Origin of the sequence: Streptomyces sp. NPDC052773 (genome assembly GCF_044547145.1) — a bacterium.
GTDB lineage: Bacteria > Actinomycetota > Actinomycetes > Streptomycetales > Streptomycetaceae > Streptomyces.
Map to the genome: position 1 here is coordinate 161,763 of NZ_JBITZX010000014.1, position 22,646 is coordinate 184,408.

At 73.7% G+C, this 22,646-nt stretch carries 7 protein-coding genes; 2 read left to right on the forward strand and 5 right to left on the reverse strand.

Translation table 11 applies throughout. The annotated features are described in order from the left end of the window. Positions 1–11: 11 nt before the first annotated feature. Positions 12–14,906 carry an SDR family NAD(P)-dependent oxidoreductase gene (locus tag ACIG0D_RS27740; RefSeq protein WP_399806055.1) on the reverse strand — a complete coding sequence of 4,965 codons (14,895 nt, stop codon included), beginning with the start codon at positions 14,904–14,906 and terminating at the stop codon, positions 12–14. 316 nt (positions 14,907–15,222) lie between these two features. Between ACIG0D_RS27740 and ACIG0D_RS27745 the strand changes: the two genes are divergently transcribed. Both ACIG0D_RS27745 and ACIG0D_RS27750 read left to right on the forward strand, forming a co-directional pair. Continuing rightward, entirely contained in the window at positions 15,223–15,942 is a 720-nt protein-coding gene (locus ACIG0D_RS27745) for a shikimate dehydrogenase family protein (protein WP_399806057.1), read from the forward strand. 326 nt (positions 15,943–16,268) lie between these two features. After that, positions 16,269–17,660, forward strand: coding sequence for a class II 3-deoxy-7-phosphoheptulonate synthase (locus ACIG0D_RS27750; RefSeq protein ID WP_365766284.1), 1,392 nt, complete (start codon positions 16,269–16,271; stop codon positions 17,658–17,660). A gap of 63 nt (positions 17,661–17,723) precedes the next feature. Here ACIG0D_RS27750 and ACIG0D_RS27755 read toward each other — a convergent pair whose 3' ends face one another. The 4 genes from ACIG0D_RS27755 to ACIG0D_RS27770 all read right to left on the reverse strand — a co-directional run bounded on the left by ACIG0D_RS27755 (position 17,724) and on the right by ACIG0D_RS27770 (position 21,495). Then, complete coding sequence (locus ACIG0D_RS27755) at positions 17,724–17,918, reverse strand: hypothetical protein (protein WP_365766285.1); 195 nt, start codon at positions 17,916–17,918, stop codon at positions 17,724–17,726. 127 nt (positions 17,919–18,045) lie between these two features. Further along, entirely contained in the window at positions 18,046–18,840 is a 795-nt protein-coding gene (locus ACIG0D_RS27760; protein WP_399806060.1) for a BTAD domain-containing putative transcriptional regulator, read from the reverse strand. 329 nt (positions 18,841–19,169) lie between these two features. Beyond that, complete coding sequence (locus tag ACIG0D_RS27765; RefSeq protein WP_399806062.1) at positions 19,170–19,832, reverse strand: ScbR family autoregulator-binding transcription factor; 663 nt, start codon at positions 19,830–19,832, stop codon at positions 19,170–19,172. Positions 19,833–20,268: 436 nt separating this feature from the next. Then, positions 20,269–21,495, reverse strand: a complete 1,227-nt coding sequence (locus tag ACIG0D_RS27770; protein ID WP_399806064.1) for a cytochrome P450 — start codon at positions 21,493–21,495, stop codon at positions 20,269–20,271. Positions 21,496–22,646 lie beyond the last annotated feature (1,151 nt).

Here is a 22,646-nt window from a genome sequence, read left to right on the forward strand (position 1 = left end):
TCGTCGTCCGCTCAGGACAGACCGAGCTCGTTGTCGAGGAGGGCGAACATCTCGTCGTCGGAGGCGGTGTCCAGGTCGACCTGGTCCTGCTCCGTCTCCTGCGGGGCGGGGTGCCGGCTCTCCCACTGCGCGGTGAGCGCCTTCAGCCGCTGGGCGACCAGGTGGGCCTGGGCGACCAGGTCGTCGGCGGCGCCGGCGGGGCGGGCGGACATGGCCCGCTCCAGGCGGTCGAGTTCGGTGAGGACGGAGAGTCCGTCGTCGGTCTGCTCCATCTCCGGCTCCAGTTCTTCGAGCAGCAGCTCGACGAGTGCCGTGGGGGTCGGGTGGTCGAAGACGAGGGTGGCGGGCAGCCGGACGCCGGTGGCCTCGGTGAGCCGGTTGCGGAACTCGACCGCGGTGAGCGAGTCGAAGCCCGCGTCCTTGAAGGCCCGGCCGGTGTCGATCGTGGCCGGGTTGGCCACCCCGAGCACCCCGGCGACCTGCACCCGCACCACGTCGAGCAGCAGCCGGCGCTGCTCCTGCGGGGTGCGGCCGGCGAGCCGCTGGGCGAGGGTCTCGCCCACCGGTGCCGCCGCCGACTTGGCGCTGCGGCGGGCCGGGGGCCGGACCAGTCCGTGCAGGATCGGCGGGACGGTGCCGCCGCCCGCGGCCTGGCCGCGCAGTGCGGCGAGGTCGAGCTTGGCGGGCACGAGCAGGGCCTCGGCGGAGCCCAGCGCGGCGTCGAACAGGGCCAGGCCCTCCGTGCCGGGCAGGCCGAGCATCCCGCCGCGCTTGCCGCGGTCGCGGTCGTCGCCGTCGAGGTGGGCGGTCATGCCGGTCGCCTCGGCCCACAGGCCCCAGGCGAGCGCGGTGCCGGGCAGTCCGGCGTCCCGGCGCAGCGTCGCGAGACCGTCGAGGAAGGCGTTGGCGGCGGCGTAGTTGCCCTGGCCCGGGTTGCCGAGGACGCCGGCGGCCGAGGAGTAGAGCACGAAGGCGGCGAGGTCCAGGTCCTGGGTCAGCTCGTGCAGGTTCCACGCCGCGTCCACCTTGGGCCGCAGCACCGTGGCCAGCCGCTCGGGGGTGAGCGCCGTGATCACGCCGTCGTCGAGGACACCGGCCGTGTGGACGACCGCCGTCAGCGGGTGCTCGACGGACGCGAGCAGCGTCTCCAGGGCCGTACGGTCCGCGGCGTCGCAGGCCTCGATACGGGCCTCGGCGCCCAACTCGGCCAATTCCGAGCGGAGTTCGGCCGCACCCTCCGCCGCCGGACCCCGGCGGCTGGTGAGCAGCAGGTGCCGTACGCCGTGCTCGGTGACGAGGTGGCGGGCCAGGAGGGAGCCCAGGGTGCCCGTGCCGCCGGTGATCAGCACCGTGCCCTCGGGGTCGAGGCCGGTGGCGGAGGCGGGCGTCTCGCGGGCCAGGCGCGGCGCGGTGGCCTCGCCGTCGCGCAGCGCCAGCTGCGGCTCGCCGGTGGCGAGGGCGGCCGGCAGCAGCGCGGCGGACGCCTCGTCGGTGTCGACGAGGACGATCCGGCCCGGGTTCTCCGACTGGGCGGTGCGCACCAGACCCCACACCGCGGTACCGGCCGGGTCGGTCACGTCCCGCACGGCGCCGCCGGTGCGGACCGCGAGCCGGGAGCCGTCGAAGCGGGGCTCGCCGAGCCAGGCCTGGAGCACGGCCAGCGTCCGGGCGACCGCCTCGTGGGCGGCCGTGCCGTCGCGGCCCGTGTCCGAGACGTCCAGGACCAGCGTCTCCGGCACCGACGCGGACTCGGCCAGCGCCCGGACGGCGGACGCGTCGGCGACCTCGACCGGTGTCGGCGTGGTCCGCGTCGGCAGCATCACCGGGGTCCAGTCGACGCGGTACAGGGCGTCGTGGGCCGGGTCGGCCGCCACGCCGAGCTGGTCGGCGGAGATCTCCCGCATGGCCAGCGTGCCGATCGCGGCCACCGGGGCGCCGGTGTGGTCGGCGAGGTCGAGCGCGAGACCGTCGCCGCCGGACCGGACCGCGCGGACGCGGAGGGCGGAGGCGCCGGACGCGTACAGGGCGACCTGGTTCCAGGCGAACGGCAGCTTCGTCACGCCGTCCTCCGTGGCGCCCAGGAAGCTGGTCGTCTGGAGGGCCGCGTCGAGCAGCGCCGGGTGGATGCCGAAGCCGTCCGGGGACTGGCCCTCGGGCAGTACGACCTCGGCGTACACCTCGTCGCCCCTGGTCCACACGGCCTGGACGCCCTGGAAGGCGGGGCCGTAGCCGTATCCGGCGGCGAGCTGACGGTCGTAGAAGCCGTCCAGGTCGACGGGTTCGGCCTGGGCGGGCGGCCAGCTGCCGAAGTCGAACCCGGCGTCCCGCGTCTGCTCGCCGAGGAAGCCGCTGACGTGCCGCGTCCACGCGGCCTCCGGGCCGGCGTCCTGCGGCGCGGAGTGGACGGCGACCGCGCGCCGGCCCAGCTCGTCGAGCGCGCCCACCGACACCTGGATGCGGACCCCGCCCTTCTCGGGCAGGACCAGCGGAGCCTCGATGACCAGTTCCTCGACCGCGCTGCTGCCGGCCTCGTCACCGGCCCGCACCACCAGCTCGACCAGGGCCGCGCCGGGCACCAGGACCGTGCCGCCGACGACATGGTCGGCGAGCCACGGCTGGGTGCGCGCCGACAGCAGTCCGGTCGCCAGCACCCCGCCCGACTCGGGCAGCGCCACCCACGCCCCGACCAGCGGGTGGTCGGCGCCGGTGAGCCCGAGGGAGGCGGCGTCACCGGTTCCGCCCCAGACCTGCGGCCAGTACCACTCGCGCTGGAAGGCGTACGTCGGCAGCTCCACCCGGCGCGCGCCGGCGCCGTCGAACAGCGCCTTCCAGTCCACCGCGCGGCCGGCCGCGTACACCGTGCCGAGCGCCGACAGCAGCGTCTCCGCCTCGTCCCGGCCGCGCCGCAGCAGCGTGGCGAGCCGGATGTCGGCACCGTCCAGGATCTCCTGGGCGAGGGCGGTGAGGACCCCGTCGGGACCCGCCTCCAGGAAGGTGGTCACACCGAGTTCGTGCAGCGTGCCCACCCCGTCGGCGAACCGGACGGCGTCACGCACGTGCCGCACCCAGTAGTCCGGGGAGGTCAGCTCCTCGGCCGTGGCCAGCTTGCCGGTCACGTTCGAGACGACACCGATACGGGGGGTGTTGTACGTCAGCCCGGCGGCGATCTGCCGGAACTCCTCCAGCATCGGGTCCATCAGCAGCGAGTGGAAGGCATGGCTGACCGTCAGGCGCTTGGTCTTACGGCCCTGCGCCTCGAAGACCGCGGCAACCGCCTCGGCGGCAGCCTCCTCACCCGAAACCACCACCGATGTCGGCCCGTTGATGGCGGCGATGCCGACCTCGTCGGTCAGCAACGGCAGCACCTCGGACTCCGTCGCCTGCACGGCGATCATCGCGCCCCCGGACGGCAGCGCCTGCATCAGCCGGCCACGCGCCGCCACCAGCCTGGCCGCGTCCTCCAGACTCCACACCCCCGCCACATGCGCGGCGGCCAGCTCACCGATCGAGTGACCGGCCACGAAGTCCGGCTTGACGCCCCACGACTCGGCGAGGCGGTAGAGAGCGACCTCGATCGCGAACAGCGCCGGCTGGGTGAACTCCGTCCGGTTCAGCTCCTCCGCGTCCACCTCCTTCAGAGGCTTCGGCAGATGCCGGTCCAGCTCCGCCACCACCGCGTCATACGCCTCCGCGAACACGGGGTAGGTGTCGTACAGCTCGCGGCCCATGCCGATCCGCTGGGCGCCCTGGCCGGTGAACAGGACCGCCAGGCGGCCGTCGACGGTCGTCGCGCCGGTGTCGGCGGCGGCGAGGGCGCGCAGGCCGGTGACGGCCTCCTCGCGGTCGACGGCGACCACCACGGTCCGGTGTTCCAGGGCGGCCCGGCTGTCGACGAGCGACCAGGCCACGTCCAGCAGGTCGGCCGCCGGGTCCTCGGCGAGGTGGTCGGCCAGCCGGTCGGCCTGGGCCTTGAGGGCCTGGACCGATCGCGCGGACACCACCAGGGGCAGTGGTCCGGTGAACTCCCCGCGCTGCGCGGGCAGTTCCTTGGCGGACGGGGCCTCCTCGATGACGACGTGGGCGTTGGTGCCGCTCACGCCGAAGGAGGAGATGCCCGCGCGGCGCGCGTGTCCGTCCTGGCGGGGCCAGGGGCGGGCCTCGGTCAGCAGCTCGACGGCTCCCTCGGACCAGTCGACCTTCGGGGTCGGCTCGTCGACGTGCAGGGTCTTCGGCAGTTCCTCGTTGCGCAGCGCCATCACCATCTTGATCACGCTGGCCACGCCCGCGGCGCCCTGCGCGTGGCCGATGTTCGACTTCACCGAGCCCAGCCACAGCGGGTCGCGGTCGTCGCGGTCCCGGCCGTAGGTGGCGAGGAGCGCCTGGGCCTCGATCGGGTCGCCGAGGGCGGTGCCGGTGCCGTGGGCCTCGACGGCGTCCACGTCGGCCGGGGTGAGGCCGGCGTTGGCGAGGGCCTGCTTGATGACGCGCTGCTGGGAGGGCCCGTTGGGCGCGGTCAGGCCGTTGGAGGCGCCGTCCTGGTTGACGGCCGTGCCCCGCACCACCGCGAGCACCTGGTGCCCGTTGCGGCGGGCGTCCGACAGCCGCTCCAGGAGGAGGACGCCGACGCCCTCGGACCAGGCGGTGCCGTCCGCGCCGGCGGAGAACGCCTTGACCCGGCCGTCCTTGGCGAGGCCCCGCTGCCGGGAGAACTCGATGAAGGTGTCCGGGGTGGCCATCACCATCGCCCCGCTCGCCAGCGCCATCGAGCACTCGCCGCCGCGCAGCGCCTGCACGGCCATGTGCATGGCCACGAGGGACGAGGAGCAGGCGGTGTCGACGCTGAGCGACGGGCCTTCGAGACCGAGGGTGTAGGAGACGCGGCCGGAGGCGACGCTGCCCGCGGTGCCGGTCAGGCGCAGACCCTGGAGTTCGCCGGGGGCCTGCTGGAGGCGGACGGTGTAGTCGTGGCTGATGATGCCGGTGAAGACACCGGTGTCGGTGCCGCGCAGGGCGGCCGGGTCGATGCCGGCCCGTTCCAGGGTCTCCCAGGTGACTTCGAGCAGGAGCCGCTGCTGCGGGTCCATCGCCAGTGCCTCGCGCGGAGAGATCCCGAAGAAGCCCGCGTCGAACTCGCCGACGTCGTGCAGGAACGCGCCCCGGTCGACGTACGACTTGTCGATGGCGTCCGGGTCCGGGTCGAACAGGGTGTCCAGGTCCCAGCCGCGGTTGTCGGGGAAGCCGCCCATGACGTCGACGCCGTCGGCGACCAGCCGCCAGAGCTGCTCGGGGCTGGTGACGCCGCCGGGGAAGCGGCAGCCCATGGCGACGATCGCGATCGGCTCGTCGGTGCCCGCGGTGCGCCGGCGGGTGGTGGCGACCGCCGTGGCGGGCTGCTCCTCGGCACCGGCGTCGATGCCCAGCTCGGCGCGGATGTGCCGGGCCAGGACGGCCGGGGTCGGGTAGTCGAAGACCACGGTCGCCGAGAGCCGCACGCCGGTGGCGGCGGAGAGCCGGTTGCGCAGCTCGACCGAGGTCAGCGAGTCGAAGCCGGCGTCCTTGAAGGCCTTCTCGCCGTCGATGGTGTGGGCGGCGGAGTGGCCGAGGACGGTCGCGGCCTGGGCGCGGACCAGGTCGAGGAGGTGCTGCTCCTGCTCCTCGGCGGAGAGGGCGGCCAGTTCCTGGGCGAGCGAACCGGTGGACGCGGCCGCCGCCCTGGCGGCCTGCCGGGTCTGGCGGACCAGGCCGCGCAGCAGCAGCGGCACCGGGTCGCCCGCCGCGCGGGCCTGGAGGCCGGCGAGGTCGAGGCGGGCCGGGACCAGCGCGGCCTCGGGCGAGCGCAGTCCCGCGTCGAAGAGGGCATTGCCGATCTCGGCGGTGATGCCGAGCATGCCGTCGCGCTTGTTGCGCTGGAGGGCGGCGCCGTCCAGGTTCTCGGTCATGGTGCTGGTCTCGGACCAGAACCCCCAGGCCAGCGAGGTGCCGGGCAGGCCGAGCGCGCGGCGGTGCCGGGCGAGGCCGTCGAGGTAGCCGTTGGCGGCGGCGTAGTTGCCCTGGCCGGGGTTGCCGAAGACGCCGGAGGCGGACGAGTAGACGACGAAGGCCGCGAGGTCGTCCAGGTCCTTCGTCAGCTCGTGCAGGTTCCACGCCGCGTCCACCTTGGGCTGGAAGACCTTCGCCAGCCGCTCGGGGGTGAGCGCGGAGATCACGCCGTCGTCGAGGACGCCGGCCGTGTGGACGACCGCGGTCAGCGGGTGCTCGATCGACTCCAGCAGCGCCCGCAGCGCCGTACGGTCCGAGGCGTCGCAGGCCTCGATACGGGCCTCGGCGCCCAACTCGGCCAGTTCGGCGAGGAGTTCGTCGGCGCCCTCGGCCGCCCTGCCGCGCCGGCTGGTCAGCACCAGGCGCCGCAGGCCGTGCTCGATGACCAGGTGCCGGGCGACCAGGCGGCCCAGGGTGCCGGTGCCGCCGGTGAGCAGGACGGTGCCCTCCGGGTCGAGCGGGCGCGGCACGGTGAGGACGACCTTGCCGATGTGCCGGGCCTGGCTGACGTACCGGAACGCCTCGGGGGCCTTGCGGACGTCCCACGCCTTGACGGGCAGCGGGGCGAGCGCGCCCCGCTCGAACAGCTCGACCAGGTCGGTCAGGATCTCCTGCACCCGGTCCGGGCCGGCCTCCACCAGGTCGAACGCCTGGTAGGCGACGCCGGGGTGGGCGGCGGCGACCTCGTCGGCGTCGCGGATGTCGGTCTTGCCCATCTCCAGGAAGCGTCCGCCGCGCGGCAGCAGGTCGAGGGAGGCGTCCACGAACTCGTGGGCGAGCGCGTCGAGGACGACGTCCACGCCACGGCCCTCGGTGACCTCCAGGAACCGCTCCTTGAAGGCGAGGTCGCGGGAGTTGCCGATGTGCCGCTCGTCGAGGCCGTTCGCGCGCAGCGCGTCCCACTTGCCGGGGCTGGCGGTGCCGAAGACCTCGGCGCCCGCGTGCCGGGCGAGCTGGACGGCGGCCATGCCGACACCGCCGGCGGCGGCGTGCACCAGCACCGACTCGCCCGCGCTCAGACCGGCCCGGTCGAACAGGCCGTAGTAGGCGGTGGTGAAGACGATCGGGACGCTCGCGGCCTGCTCGTACGTCCACCCGGCGGGCATCCGCACGAGGTGGCGGTGGTCGGCCAGGGCCTGCGGGCCGAAGCCGTCGCGGAGCAGACCCATCACCCGGTCGCCGGGCCTGAGCGAGGTCACCCCGGGGCCGGTCTCCAGGACCACGCCCGCGCCCTCGCCGCCGAAGTGCGCCTTGCCCGGGTACATCCCGAGCGCGATCAGCACGTCGCGGAAGTTGAGCCCGGCGGCGCGGACGGCGATCCGCACCTGGCCCTCGGCGAGCGGTTCGCCCAGCTCGGGGCTGGGCAGCAGCGCCAGGTTCTCCAGGGTGCCGGTGGCGGTCACGTCCAGGTGCCAGGCGTCGGTGCCGGCGGGCACGGCCAGCGCGTCGGAGGCCGTCGCGCGGGCGAGGCGGGGCGCGGTGATCCGGCCCGCGCGGATCGCCAGCTGCGGCTCGCCGGTGGCGAGGGCGGCGGGCAGGGCGGCGCGGGAGGCGGGCTCGTCGTCGAGCGCGACCACGGCGATCCGCTCGGGGTTCTCGGACTGGGCGGAGCGCAGCAGACCCCACACCGCCGAGGCGGCCGGGTCGGTCAGCGGGTCACGGGTGAGGACGACGATCCGGTTGTCGTGCTCTGCCAGGTTGCTCTGGAGGGCGGCGAGGACCCGGGCGGTCAGGTTGAGGGCGACGGCGGGGCCCTCGGTGACGGGGCCCTCGGTGACGGGGCCTTCGGCGATGGGGCCTTCGGCGACGGGACCTTCGGCGACGGCGGCCGGCTCGGTGAAGTCGGCGATGACGTCGCCGGTCTCGGCCTGCTCGGCCGCATCCGTCGCGACCGGCGTCCAGTCGACCAGGAACAGCGCGTCGTGGACCGGTGTGCGGGCGGCGCCGAGCTGGTCCGCGGCGACCGGGCGCAGCACCATCGAGCCGATGGCCGCGACGGGCGCGCCGGAGGCGTCGGCCAACTCCAGGGAGACCCCGTCGGAGCCCGCCGGGACCGCGCGGACCCGCAGGGCGGCGGCGCCGGAGGCGTACAGGGCGACCTCGTTCCAGGCGAACGGCAGCCGGGTCTGCTCGGCGTCGGCCTCCTGGCCGGGGCAGAACGTGCTCGACTGCAGGGCCGCGTCCAGCAGCGCCGGGTGCAGCCCGAACCGGGCGGCGTCGGCGGCCGACTCCTCGGGCAGCGCGATCTCCGCGAACACCTCGTCGCCGCGCCGCCAGACCTGCCGTACGCCCTGGAAGACGGGCCCGTACTCGAGCCCGGCGGCGGCCCGGCCCTCGTAGAAGCCGTCCAGGTCGATCCTCTCGGCCTGCGCGGGCGGCCAGGCGGTGAAGTCGAAGTCCGCCTCCCCGGTGTGCTCGGTGAGGGTGCCGGTGACGTGCCGGGTCCACGGGGTCTCCGCTCCGGCGTCCTGCGGGGTGGAGTACAGGCTGACCGTGCGCCGCCCGTCCTCGGCGCCGCCGACGACGACCTGGACGCGGACGCCGCTCTTCTCCGGCAGGACCAGCGGGGCCTCGATGACCAGTTCCTCGACGGTGCCGGCGCCGACCTCGTCACCGGCCCGCACGACCAGCTCGATCAGCGCGGCGCCCGGCACCAGGACGGTGCCCGCGACGGCGTGGTCGGCCAGCCACGGGTGGGTGCGCAGCGACAGCAGACCGGTGGCCAGCGCGCCGCCGGAGTCCGGCAGCGGGGTCACCGCGCCGAGCAGCGGATGCCCGGCTCCGGCGAGCCCGGCACCGGAGACGTCGGCCGCGCCGCCCGCGTCCTCCAGCCAGTAGCGCTCGCGCTGGAAGGCGTAGGTGGGCAGCTCGACCCGGCAGGCGTCCGTACCGGCGAACACGTTCTCCCGGTCCAGAGCCACCCCGTGCTCGAACAGCCGGCCGAGCGCGGTCGTCGCGGCCCGGGGCTCGGGGACACCGCCGCGCAGCAGCGTGACGAACGCGGTGCCCTCGGCGTCCGGGAGGCAGCCCTGCGCGAGGGCGGTGAGGACCCCGTCGGGACCCGCCTCCAGGAAGGTGGTCACACCGAGTTCGTGCAGCGTGCCCACCCCGTCGGCGAACCGGACGGCGTCACGCACGTGCCGCACCCAGTAGTCCGGGGAGGTCAGCTCCTCGGCGGTCGCCGGCTTGCCCGTGACGTTGGAGACGACACCGATGCGCGGAGTGTTGTAGGTGAGCCCCGCGGCGATCTGCCGGAACTCCTCCAGCATCGGGTCCATCAGCAGCGAGTGGAAGGCGTGGCTGACCGTCAGGCGCTTGGTCTTACGGCCCTGCGCCTCGAAGACCGCGGCAACCGCCTCGGCGGCAGCCTCCTCACCCGAAACCACCACCGACGTCGGCCCGTTGATGGCGGCGATGCCGACCTCGTCGGTCAGCAGCGGCAGCACCTCGGACTCCGTCGCCTGTACGGCGATCATCGCGCCCCCGGACGGCAGCGCCTGCATCAGACTGCCGCGCGCGGCGACCAGGCGGGCGGCGTCGGCGAGGCTCCACACGCCGGCCACATGGGCGGCGGCCAGCTCACCGATGGAGTGACCGGCGACGAAGTCCGGCCGGACGCCCCACGACTCGGCGAGGCGGTAGAGAGCGACCTCGATCGCGAACAGCGCCGGCTGGGTGAACTCCGTCCGGTTCAGCTCCTCCGCGTCCTCGAAGATCACGTCCTTGAGCGGCCTGGGCAGATGCCGGTCCAGCTCGGCCACGACCGTGTCGAAGGCCTCCGCGAAGACGGGATACGTGTCGTACAGCTCGCGGCCCATGCCGATCCGCTGGGCGCCCTGGCCGGTGAACAGCACGGCCAGGCGGCCGTCGGCGGCGACCGTGCCGCCCTCGCCGTCGGCGATCCGGCGCAGTCCGGCGACGGCCTCGGGCAGGTCCTCGGCGACGACGGCGGCGCGGTGCTCCAGGGCGGCGCGTGCGGTGAGCAGCGAGTGGGCGACGTCGAGCAGTTCGGCCGGCTCTCCGGCCGTGCGGTCGTCCAGGTGGTCGGCGAGGCGGGCGGCCTGGGCGCGCAGGGCCTGCTCGGAGCGGCCGGACACCACCAGCGGCACGGGAGCCGTGAACTCGGGCCGCTCGGGGGCGGTTTCCTCGGCGGCCGGGGCTTCCTCGATGACGACGTGGGCGTTGGTGCCGCTCACGCCGAAGGACGAGACACCGGCCCGGCGGGCCCGGCCGTCCTCCTTGGGCCAGGGCCGGGCCTCGGTCAGCAGTTCCACCGCGCCCGCCGACCAGTCGACCTTGGGGCTCGGCTCGTCGACGTGCAGCGTCTTCGGCAGCTCCTCGTTGCGCAGCGCCATCACCATCTTGATGACACCCGCGACACCGGCGGCGGCCTGCGCGTGCCCGATGTTCGACTTCAGAGAACCGAGCCAGAGGGGCCGGTCCGTCGGCCGGTTGCGGCCGTACGTCGCGAGCAGCGCCTGCGCCTCGATCGGGTCGCCGAGGGTGGTGCCCGTGCCGTGGGCCTCCACGGTGTCCACGTCGGCCGGGGTCAGCCGGGCGCTGGCCAGGGCCTGGCGGATCACCCGTTCCTGCGAGGGGCCGTTGGGGGCGGTCAGCCCGTTGGACGCGCCGTCCTGGTTGACGGCGGAGCCGCGGACGACGGCGAGCACGGGGTGCCCGTTGCGGCGGGCGTCCGACAGGCGCTCCAGGAGGACGACGGCGACGCCCTCGGACCAGGCGGTGCCGTCGGCGGAGGCGGAGAAGGCCTTGGCGCGGCCGTCGACGGCGAGGCCGCGCTGGCGGGAGAACTCGACGAAGACGCCGGGGGTGGGCATCAGGGCCGCGCCGCCCGCGAGGGCCATGGAGCACTCGCCGCCGCGCAGCGCCTGCACGGCGAGGTGCAGGGCGACGAGGGAGGACGAGCAGGCGGTGTCGACGGTGAGGGCGGGGCCTTCGAGGCCGAGGGTGTAGGAGACGCGGCCGGAGGCGACGCTGCCGGCGATGCCGATGCCGAGGTAGCCCTCGGTGCCCTCGGGGACCTGGTGGATGTTGCTGCCGTAGTCGTGGTGCATCAGGCCGCTGAAGACGCCGATGTGCGAGCCGCCCAGCGAGGTCGGGTCGATCCCGGCCCGTTCGAAGGTCTCCCAGGAGGTCTCCAGCAGGAGCCGCTGCTGCGGGTCCATCGCGACGGCCTCGCGCGGTGAGATCCCGAAGAAGGCGGCGTCGAAGTCGGCGATCTGCGGCAGGAATCCGCCGTGCCGGGTGTAGGAGGTGCCGGGGTGGTCGGGGTCGGGGTGGTAGAGGCCGTCCAGGTCCCAGCCGCGGTTGTCGGGGAACTCGCTGATGGCGTCGGTGCCGTTCGCGACGAGCCGCCACAGCTCCTCGGGGGTGACCGCGCCGCCGGGCAGCCGGCAGCCCATGGCGACGATCGCGATCGGCTCGTCGGAGACGGCGAGTTCGGGCAGGTCGGCGGGGGTGTCGTCGGCCGGTGAGCCGATGAGGCGGCCCCGCAGGTAGGCGGCGACCGCGGTCGGCTTGGGGTGGTCGAAGGCGAGGGTGACCGGCAGGTGGAGTCCGGAGTCCTCGGTGAGGCGGTTGCGCAGTTCGACGGCGGTGGCCGAGGTGAAGCCCAGCTCCTTGAAGCTGCGGCCCGGGTCGAAGGAGTCCAGGCCGGTGATGGCGCGGACCTGGGTGGCGACCAGCTCCAGCAGCACCCGGTCCTGTTCGGCCTCGGGCAGGTCGGCCAGGCGCGCCCGCAGCGCGGCGGTGGAGTCGTCGTCGGGGGCCGCGGCCGTGCTCGCCGGGGTGTCGACGACGTCCGCGAACAGCGCGGGCACCGGCCCGGCGGCGAGCGGGTCGAGGCGTACGGCGGTCAGCTGCGGCTGGGCGACGGTGTGCGCGGCGTCGAACATCGCCAGCGCCTCCTGGACACTGAGCGTGCCGGTGCCGGCCGGGGCGGGCCCGGCGGCGGTGTCGGCCGTGCCGTCCCAGGGGCCGAGCGCGAAGGACAGCGCGGGCAGGCCGAGGGCGTGGCGGTGGCCGGCGAGGGCGTCGACGGCCGCGGCGGCAGCGGCGGCAGCGGCGGCGGGGCCGTGGCCCGGGGTGCCCAGCAGGCCGTCCGCGGAGGGTACGACGACGAACGTGGCGAGGGTGGAGTTCTTGGTGAAGTCGTGCAGGGCGAGGGCGCCCTGCACGGCGAGCCGACGGCCGCGCTCGGTGTCCAGGTCCTGGCGGCCCGCGGTGTGCACGATCGCGGTGACCGGGGCGGGGGCCTTCGGGAAGAGCTTGGCGAGGGACTTGCGGTCGGCGACGTCGGCGGCCTCCAGGCGGACCTCGACGCCCGCGCGGGCCAGGTCGTCGCGCAGGGCGACGGCGGCGGCGTCCTTGCGTCCGCCCCGGCTGACCAGCAGCACCCGGCGCGCCCGGTACACGGCGACGAGGTGGCGGGTGAGGTGCTCGGCGGCGACGCCGTCGGCGCCGGTGACGAGGACGGTGCCGGTGGTGTCGGGGGCGGTGGGGCGGGCGCCGCGGGAGGCCGTTCCGGCACCGTGGCCGGCTCCCGCACCGTGGGCGGCTCCGGCGCCGTGGGTGCCGGCTGCGGCACCGTGGGTGGCGGCTGCGGCACCGTGGGTGGCGGCCGTGGCGCGGACCAGGCGGGGGCGCAGGACGACGCCGTCGCGGACGGCGGTCTGCGGCTCGCGGGCGGCGACGGCGAGGGTGAGGGCGGCGGCGAGGCGGGCCTCGTCGGCCTCCTCGTCGGCGCCGAGGTCGACGATCAGGAACCGGTCGGGGTGGGCCGACTGGTAGGTGCGGGCCAGGCCCCAGACCGCGGCGTGCGCGAGCCCGTCGAGGGCGTCGTCGGGCCCGGTGGCGACGGCGTCGCGGGTGGCGAGGACCAGCGGGACGTCGGCGGTGCGCGGCTCGGCGAGCCAGCCGTCCAGGGTCTCGGTGAGCCGGGCGACCAGCGCCTCGGCGGCCTCGGCGCGGCGGGCCGCCCCGGTGCCGTGGGTGTCGTCGCCGAGCAGCAGCACCGCGACGTCGGGCGCGTCGGCGCCGCCCGCGAGTTCCTCGGTGAGCGCGTCGAGGGCGTCGATCCCGCAGGTGGCGTCGACGTCGGCGAGCGCGGCGAGACCGCCGAGCGAGAGGTGAGTGTCGACGGTGTGGCCCAGCTCCTCCAGGGCGGCGGCGAGTCCGGTGCCGTAGATGTCGCCGGCGAGCGCCCACCGGGCGGGGGCGGCCGGCGGGGCGGGCACGGAGGGCAGCGGCAGCCAGTCGGTGCGGAACAGGGAGGCGTAGCGGCCGTCGCCGGAGGCGCGCAGCCGGGCCGGGCGGGCCGGCAGCACATGGCGCATGATCTTGCCGGAGGCGGTGCGCGGGATGCGGTCGACCTCGTACACCTCCTCGGGGACCTTGTAGTACGCCAGGTTCTCCCGGCACGCCTCGAACAGCCGCTCCAGGTCCGGCCCTTGCGGCCCCGGCACCAGGAAGGCGACCGGGACCTCGCCGAGCACGTCGTGGGGGCGGCCCGCGACGGCGACGTCGGCGACGCCGGGCACGGTCCGCAGCACTTCCTCGACCTCGCCGGGGTGGATGTTCTCGCCGCCGCGGATGATGAGTTCCTTGATGCGGCCGGTGACGGTGAAGTAGCCCTGCTCGTCGCGGCGGGCGAGGTCGCCGGTGCGGAACCAGCCGTCCCGGAACGCTTCGGCGGTGGCCTCGGGCTGGTTGTGGTAGCCGACCATCACGCTGGCGCCCTTGACCCAGACCTCGCCCTCCTGCCCCACGGGCACGTCCTCGCCGGTCTCCGGGTCGACGAGGCGCACGTCGAGGCCGGGCACGGGCAGGCCGCAGGAGCCCTCGACGCGGGCGCCGGTGGGCCAGTTGATGGTGATGGAGCCGCAGGTCTCGGTGGAGCCGTAGGCGTCGAGGAGGGGCGCGCCGAAGGTCTCCTCGAAGGCGCGGCGCAGCTCGGCGGTGGTGATGGCGCCGCCGACCAGGCACATCCGCAGCTCGGGGGCGGTGAACCCGCGCTCGCGCGCGGCCTGCACCAGGTAGTGGTACATCGTCGGCACCCCGGCGAGGAAGGTGGCCTTCTCCTCGCGTACGGCGTCCAGGATCTCCCCGGCGGAGAAGCCGTCGACGATCCGGGCGGTGGCGCCGACGGCCGTCACGGTCAGCACGCAGACGATGTGGGCGAGGCTGTGGAACAGCGGCAGCGGCCAGACGACCCGGTCCTCGTGGGTGAGGCCGGGGATGGGGGCGTAGCAGGCGGCCACCGAGGTGAGGCAGTTGCGCTGGGTGGACAGCACGCCCTTGGGCTTGCCGGTGGTGCCGGAGGTGTAGAGCATCCAGGCGACGTCGTCGAGCCCGAGGTCGTCGCGGGCGGGCTCGGCGGGCTCGGTCTCGGCGAGGGTCTCGAAGTGGACGGTGCCGGCGGGCGCGCCGACGGGTATGCCCTCGTCCCCGGTGACGACGACCTTCACCTGCGGCCGGTCCTGCACGAGCCGGGACACGACCTCGAGCTGCGCGGGTTCGGTGATGAGGACACGGGCGCCGCTGTCGTCGAGGAGGTAGGAGAGTTCGGCCTCGGTGAGGCGCGGGTTGAGGGGGACGCCGATGGCCGCCGCGCGGGTGATCGCGAGATAGCTCTCGACGAACTCCACGCTGTTGCCGTGCAGGATCGCGGCCCGGTCGCCCGGCTGGAGTCGCAGGCCGGCCAGGTGACCGGCGAGCCTTCGAGTGCGGGCCTCCAGTTCGGCATGGCTCACACTCCGCCGCGCATCGCGGTACGCGACCTTGGCCCCGAAGCGATCGGCGTTCGCCCTCAGCAGCTCGGGCACCGGCCGGATCAATTCGGTTCGCAGCATGGCGGACACCTCTCGTCGAGTGAAAGACTTCTGCAGCGGAGCCACCAGCGTCACATTTCCGCCGCCGTTCGGATCCACTATCAACCCCCCTAAGAAGTCCCTGTGTTGCCGCCCGGGTGCGTGCCAGGGTAGGGGTCTGTGACTCAATGCGAGGGAACGCCAAGGTAATTGGCCCCGATCAAAAGCCACGCGAAAACGGCAAGGAAAGGATTCGACTGTGATCTCGAATTCCCGGAATCAGCTTCCCGTGATCTCCGGAACGACTCGTCTCTTCGCGGTTCTCGGTGATCCGGTGCGGCAGGTGCGGGCGCCGGAAATGCTGAATCCGGTGTTCGCGGAACTCGGCCTCGACGCGGTCCTGGTCCCCGTGCACGCGCCGGTGGCCCACCTCGGCGAGGTGGTACGCGGCTTGCAGCGGGCGGCCAACGTCGACGGGCTGCTGGTGACGGTCCCGCACAAGGCGGCGGTGTGCGACTACGCCGATGTGCTCAGCCCGGCGGTACGGCTGGCCGGCAGCGCCAACGCGCTGCGCCGCGGGGCCGACGGGCGCTGGTACGCCGACAACTTCGACGGCGCGGGCTTCGTCGCCGGCCTGGTCGCGGCCGGCCACTCCCCGGCCGGACGGCGCGTGACCCTGCTGGGCGCGGGCGGCGCGGGCGGCGCGATCGCGGCGGCGCTGGTGACGGCGGGCGTGGCCGGCCTGGACGTGGTGGACCTCGACCCCTCCCGGGTCCAGGCCCTCCTGTCCCGCCTGACCCCCCACGCCGGCGACCGCGTCCGCGCGGGCACGGCCGCCGCCGTCCGCACGTCCGACCTGGTCGTCAACGCGACCCCGCTGGGCCTGCGCGACTCGGACCCCCTCCCCTTCGACCCCGCCGACCTCTCCCCCGGCACGGTGGTCGCGGACATCATCATGACCCCCCGAGAAACCCGCCTCCTCCGCACAGCCTCCTCCCTCGGCCTCCCCACCCACTACGGCGCCCACATGCTGACCCAACAGCTACGGCTCTACAGGGAGTTCTTCGACCTGGGCTGACGAACGACGACGGACGGGCGCCCCCACCCACCCAGCCTGCGGACCCACGCCCACACCAGCCCACCCAGCCCGCGGGCACGCTCTCCACCCACCCAGCCCGCGGGCACGCTCTCCCCCCCAACCCAGCCTGCGGCGCGGCCCACCCACCTCCTCCCTAGCCTGCGGGCGCAGACCAAGCCACGCCACCCAAGACCACCCCCGCCCAGCCACAACTCCGGCCACACTCCCCCCAGCGGCCCCACACTCCCCCCTCCCCGACGCCGAGTTCCCAGCCAGTGCCGCCACGGTGACCTCCCCATGGCCGCCCCCTTCTTAGCCTGCGAGGCATGAATCCAACCATCGGCGACATGACGGCCCCGGGGACCGAAACCCCCCGCTTCCCCGACGACATCGAAGCCCAGGTGAAGGCCGCGGTGGCCCGGCCGGCCGCCCAGCAGCCCGAGTGGCCGGATCCGTCCCGCGCCCGCGCCGCGCGGGACGCCCTCACCCAGCTCCCGCCCCTCGTCGTACCGGGCGAGGTGGACCGCCTCCAGACCCAGCTCGGCAGAGTCGCGAACGGCCAGGGCTTCCTCCTCCAGGCGGGCGACTGCGCGGAGACCTTCGACGGCAACACCGAGTCCCACGTCACCGCGAACATCCGCACCCTGCTCCAGATGGCCGTGGTCCTGACGTACGCCGCCAGCGTCCCGGTCGTGAAGATCGGCCGGATCGCCGGCCAGTACGCCAAGCCCCGCTCCAACTCCACGGACGCCCTCGGCCTGCCGGTCTACCGCGGCGACATCGTCAACTCCCTCGACCCGACCCCCGGCGCCCGCGTCCCCGACCCGCAGCGGATGCTGCGCGCGTACGCCAACTCGGCCGCCTCCCTCAACCTGGTCCGCGCCCTGTCCGGTTCGGGCCTGGCCGACCTCGGCCGGGTGCACGACTGGAACCGCGACTTCGTCCGCACCTCACCGGCAGGCGAGCGCTACGAGGCCCTGGCCGCCGAGATCGACCGCGGCCTGGCCTTCATGTCGGCGTCGGGCGCCGACCACGGCGCCCTGCACACCACGGAGATCTACGCCAGCCACGAGGCGCTGCTGCTGGAGTACGAGGACGGCCTGCTGCGCTGGGCGTCCTCCCCGGCCGGCGAGCGACGGCTGTACGGTCTGTCCTCGCACATGCTCTGGATCGGCGAGCGCACCCGCCAACTCGACGGCGCGCACATCGCCCTGGCGTCGCTGCTGGCCAACCCGGTCGGCCTGAAGCTGGGCCCGGGCACCACGCCCGAGCAGGCGGTGGAGTACGTCGAACGGCTCGACCCGGACAACGTGCCCGGCCGCGTCACCCTGATCAGCCGGATGGGCAACGGCAAGGTCCGCGACGTACTGCCGGAGATCGTGCAGAAGGTGGAGGCGAGCGGCCACCGCGTGGTGTGGCAGTGCGACCCGATGCACGGCAACACCGTCGAGGCGGCCAGCGGCTACAAGACCCGCCACTTCGACCGCATCCTCGACGAGGTGAAGGGCTTCTTCGAGGTGCACAAGGCGCTCGGCAGCCACCCGGGCGGCCTGCACATCGAGCTGACCGGCGACGACGTCACCGAGTGTCTGGGCGGCGCGCAGGAGATCGACGAGCAGGCGCTGGCCCAGCGCTACGAGACCAGCTGCGACCCGCGGCTGAACCCGAAACAGTCCGTCGAACTCGCCTTCCTGGTCGCGGAGATGCTCCAGGCATGAGCAAGGCCCGAAACGCACGAAGGGGGCGCCCGGAATACTCCGGGCGCCCCCTTTTCTCGGCGCTCACTCGGGAATCAGCGCGGGATGGTGCCAGGCGAGCGCCGTATAGCGGTCCGCTCGGTCCGTGGTGCTCTCGTTCGGGGTTCCGGAATACGACCGGAGATTGCCGGTGAAAATGCTGATCGCGGCGTCGAGCGCGACAGTGAGCCCGATGCGCGGGTCTTCCTCGACCGTGGAATCGACATGCTGTTCCTGCATTTTCCTGACCCTCCCTGAATGACCGCGAAACGTTCCTTCGTTCTTCTGAAGAACGTAGAAGTCGCAGCGGTCTCAGGGATCCCCTAGCCCACCCCAGAGGTTTCCGGAATTACCGTGGGATGAGCGGTCAGACCAACTGGGGCCGCCGGCCCAGGAGTCGCGGCTCCTGGTTGAGGATGGCGCGCTCCAGCTCCTGGAGGTCCCGCGTCGGGTCGAGCCCGTGCACGTCAACCAGTGCCTGCCGGGTACGGCGGTACGCGGCCAGTGCCTCGGTCTGCTGACCGCAGCGGTAGAGCGCCAGCATCAGCTGGTGGCACAGCCGTTCCCGGGTGGGCACGACGGCGGCCATCTGCTCCAGTTCGCAGACGAGTTCGCGGTGCCGGCCGAGCTCCAGACCGGCGGCGGCCCAGTCCTCGTAGACGGTCAGCCGCTCGCGCTCCAGCTGGGCGAAGGACGGCCAGCAGATGCCGGTCTCGGCGAGGTCGACGAGGACGGAGTCCCGCCACAGGGACAGGGCCTGGGCGAGCGAGTCGACGGCCGCGTCCGGGAATCCGGCGGCGAGTTCGGCACGGCCCTGGGCCGCGAGCCGGCGGAAGCGGAACGCGTCGACGGTCTCCGGCTCCAGTCGCAGCTGGTAGCCGTGCGGAGCGGTGGTGAGCCGGACGCCGCGCCCCTCCAGGCCGTTCTGCTCGAAGATCCTGCGGATGCCCGAGACCGCGTTCTGCACCATCTTCCGGGAGGTGGTCGGCGCGTCGTCGCCCCAGAGGGCGGACACCAGCCGGCTGGTGGCGACGGTCTTGTTCGGGTTGAGCAGGAGATAGCCGAGGGTGGCCCGCTGGATGACCCCGCCCAGCGGTAGTGCTCGTTCTGATGTGATCAGTTCGAGCGGACCAAGAAGGTTGAACCGCATACTATCCCCCACGCATTGGACGGTTTCTCAACACCCACTAGAAAACAAACCGGCTCCGCTGTTTGTCAAGTCGGTTGCGGGGTCGGTCGCGTAAACCTTGCCGTCATCCCCGAGCGAGGTATCGTCCAAGTCGCCCTATAAATGGGCGAATCGGGCGCCTATGCCACCGGCACCCCGCCCCTCACCCTGTCAGGCCTCTCGACCAAAACAGCCATGACAGTCGGATTACGATCACTCGTCGGTCATCGAGTGGTAACCCGGCACCCACCGAAAAACGGCCCCGGGACCACCCGAGGCCGTCACTTCCCGCCGAAAACTCCTCCCGCCGCCGCTCGCCCCCGCTACAACTCGCCCACGGAACTGGCCACCGGCACCCCGCACGGCGTCGGCTCCGCCCCGAGGTGCCCCGAGGCCACGAACAGGTCCCGCGCGGCCGGGCCCACCACCCGAGGCAGCAGAAGGGTCCAGAAGCGCGTCAGCGTGGTCCGCTCGAGCCAGCGGCGGTCCCGGCCGCCGAGGGCCTCCAGACCGGCCGCCACGGCCACCACGGCCGTCGAGAGGTCCCGGGTGGCCACCCCGGGCATCAGGGCGCCCTCGCGCCCGGCCCGTTCGACCGTGTCCTCCACCCACCTCTGCCACTCACGGCGCAGATCCGGGGTGGCGCCGGTGCGCTCGGGGCGGGAGCTCAGCGCGAAGCCGGCCCGCAGCACGACGTCCTGGGCCAGCCCCTGCACGAGGAGGTGACTGGCGTCGATGAGCACTTGCAGGGACAGCGCGTCACGGGGCCGCGTGATCCACAGCAGCCGCTCCCCGGCCGCGGCCACGACGGCGTCCAGCAGGGCGGCCTTGTTGGCGAAGTGGAAGTGCAGCGCCCCGCTGCTGACCCCGGCCTTGGCGCTGATGGTGGCCAGGGACGCCACCTCGAACCCGTCCCGGTCGAACAGCTCGGCCGCGGCGTTGATGAGTGCGTTGCGCGTCCGTATCGCGCGTTCCTGTTTGGCCATGGCGAACTCCGTTGCTCCACTGGGGGTCAGTGCTGCGGAAGACAGGGTTCCGTTCGGTCGCCGTCCGACAGCCGCAGACCCACCACTGTAACAAACCGGCTTCGCGGTTTCTCTACCCCGGAACGCCCCGGACCTGGGAAAGCCCGGAAACCGACCTGCGCGATTCCCGCCCTGAGAGCGCCCGATGAACAGCCGATGGGCGAACGCGCCGACCCCCACCGTCGTACCGGATCACCCGGACAGGCAAACGGGGCCCGCGAAAACGGGCCCCGTCATGCACCTACGGCACACCGCGCCTCGGGCGCCGTCACGGCACGCCGGGCACGCCATCCCCTCTCCCGGCGGCCCGTCCGCCGCCGGATCCCGTAGCCGTCATTGGCGCGATCGCATCACCCCACCGCGCTCCGTCCGGTCCCCACTCCGCCCGGCCCTCGTGTCAGCCCCGCAGCAGCACCGGCAGCGCCCCGAAGCCGTTCAGCAGGAACGTGGGCAGCGGGCGCAGCTCCTCCGGCGGGCAGCCGAGGGCCACGTCCGGGAAACGCTCGAAGAGGGCGCGGAAGGCGATGGTGGCCTCCAGCACCGCGAGCGGGGCGCCGAGGCAGCGGTGCGTACCGTGCCCGAAGCCCAGGACGTCGCGGCCGGTGCGCAGCAGGTCGAAGCGAGCGGCATCCTCCCCGTGCCGCTCGGGATCGCGCCCGCCCGCCGCGAAGCTGACGAGGATGGGGTCGCCCCGCCGGATCAGCACCCCGTCGAGGTCGATGTCCTCCACGGCGAACCGCATCGGCGAGTAGGAGGCCGGGCTGTGCACGCGCAGGGTCTCGTTGACCACGTCCTCCCAGCCGGCCCGCCCGGCGCGTATGTGCTCCAGTTGCCCCGGGTCCGTGAGCAGCGAGCCCACGCCGTTGACGATGAGCGTGGAGGTGGTGTCCTGCCCGGCCGCGATCATCAGGAAGAGCGTGCCGAGCAGTTCGTTCTCGGTGAGCCGGTCGCCGTCGTCGCGGGCGGCGATCAGCGAGGAGGTCAGGTCGTCGCCGGGCTCCTTCCGCTTCTCGGACACCAGCTCGGCCAGCAGCCGGAACGCCGTGTTGCGCGCGGCCTCCATGGTCTGGGCCGTGACGCTGGAGGAGAACACCACCCGCAGGGCCGCACACAGCGCGGTGCGCATCTCGCCCTCCGCGACGCCGAACAGCTCGCAGACGACCTGGAGCGGCAGCGACTCGGCGAACGCCGAGCGCAGTTCCACCGGCCGCCCGTCCGATCCGGCGTCCATCGCGTCCAGCAGCGACGCGGTGATCTCCTCGATGCGCGGCTGCAGCGCGGCGGTTCTCCGGGCCGTGAAGGCACCGGCCACGAGTCTGCGCAGGCGCGCGTGTTCCGCGCCGTACGCGAAGAGCATGTTCTCGTTGGCGACCCAGGGGAACAGCGGCCAGTCGGGGGTGATCCGCCCCTCGATGAACGCCGGCCAGTGGCGCCGCGCGTCCTTGGAGACCCGCGGGTCCACCAGCAGCCGCTCCACCTGACTCTGCCCCACCACCGCCCAGGCCGTCACCCCACCCGGCAGTTCCACCTCCACGGCCGGTCCCTGCTCCCGCAGCATCGCGCCCTCGGCGGCGATGCCCCGTCCGGTCACGTCGAGTGTGTACAGATCAGAAGTAACGTTCATTCTCTTCTACTCCGTTCGGTCGTCGTCGCGTTCCGCCCCCAGCCGTACGCACACATACCGAGGAGACCGAGGAGCCCGGCGGCTGCTCCTCCCCCGTGGTGCCGCCCCGTCACAGGCCTGCACCCTCACACCCCGACCGGCGCGCATCGCACCACCGGGCCCGGCGTGTGTTCCTGCCGTCCGCCGGCACATGCCCGCCTCGCGGTGAACGGGCGGCGTGCCTGCCGCGACCCACTGACGGCATGCGTGCCGCGGATCGGCGACACGCACGCCACGGACCGGCCGCGGGGCCGACGAACGGCAGCTCTCCGCCCTCGGACGGCAGCATGGCTGCCGTCGGACGGCCGCAACCCTGCCGTCGAACCGGCGCGTGGCTCGTCCGCCGGCCGACGGGCGAGGTACGTCGTCGACCGGACGCGGAGCCGTGGTTCACACAGTCCACGCACGCGCGGTCCACCGTTCAGGCGGTCCACTGCACGCGCAGGCCGTCGTTCATACAGGCCATGCACGCGCGGGCCGCCGTTCCGGCGGACACGGCTCGCACAGGCCGTCGTTCACACAGACCTTCGTTCACACAGGCCACGCGCCCACAGACCGCCGTTCCGGCGGATCACTGCCCACGCGGGCCCTCGTTCTCAGAAGCCACGCACTCGCCAGGTCGTCGTTCCGGCGAACTCCACTCGTACGGGCCCCCGTTCACACGGACCAGTGCCCGGCGCGGTCCCCCTCCCGGCGGGCCACCGCTCGCACGGACCATCGTTCACACGGCCGCCGCTCGCACCGGCCGCCATACATTCGGGCCACCGCGCGCAGAGACCGCAGTGCTGCGGGACCTGCTCCTACAACCCACCGCACATACGGGCCGTTGCTTCCACAGCCCGCCGTGTTCACGAGCCGCTGCTCACGCAGGCGGTAGACCTGGCCGGCGCGTTGCCCGTACAACCCGTAGGTCTGACACCGTTTCTCGCACGACCCCCAGGCCCATCGCCGTCGCTCACGCAAGCCGTAGGCCGGGCCGCCGTTCAGGCGGGCCGTCGCTCGCTCGGGCCATCGTCCTTACAGATCCCCACCAGAACCGACCCCCCCTCCGACAGCCGCAGTCCACTCGGACCACGACTCACACAGACCCGTCACACAGACCCGTCACGCAG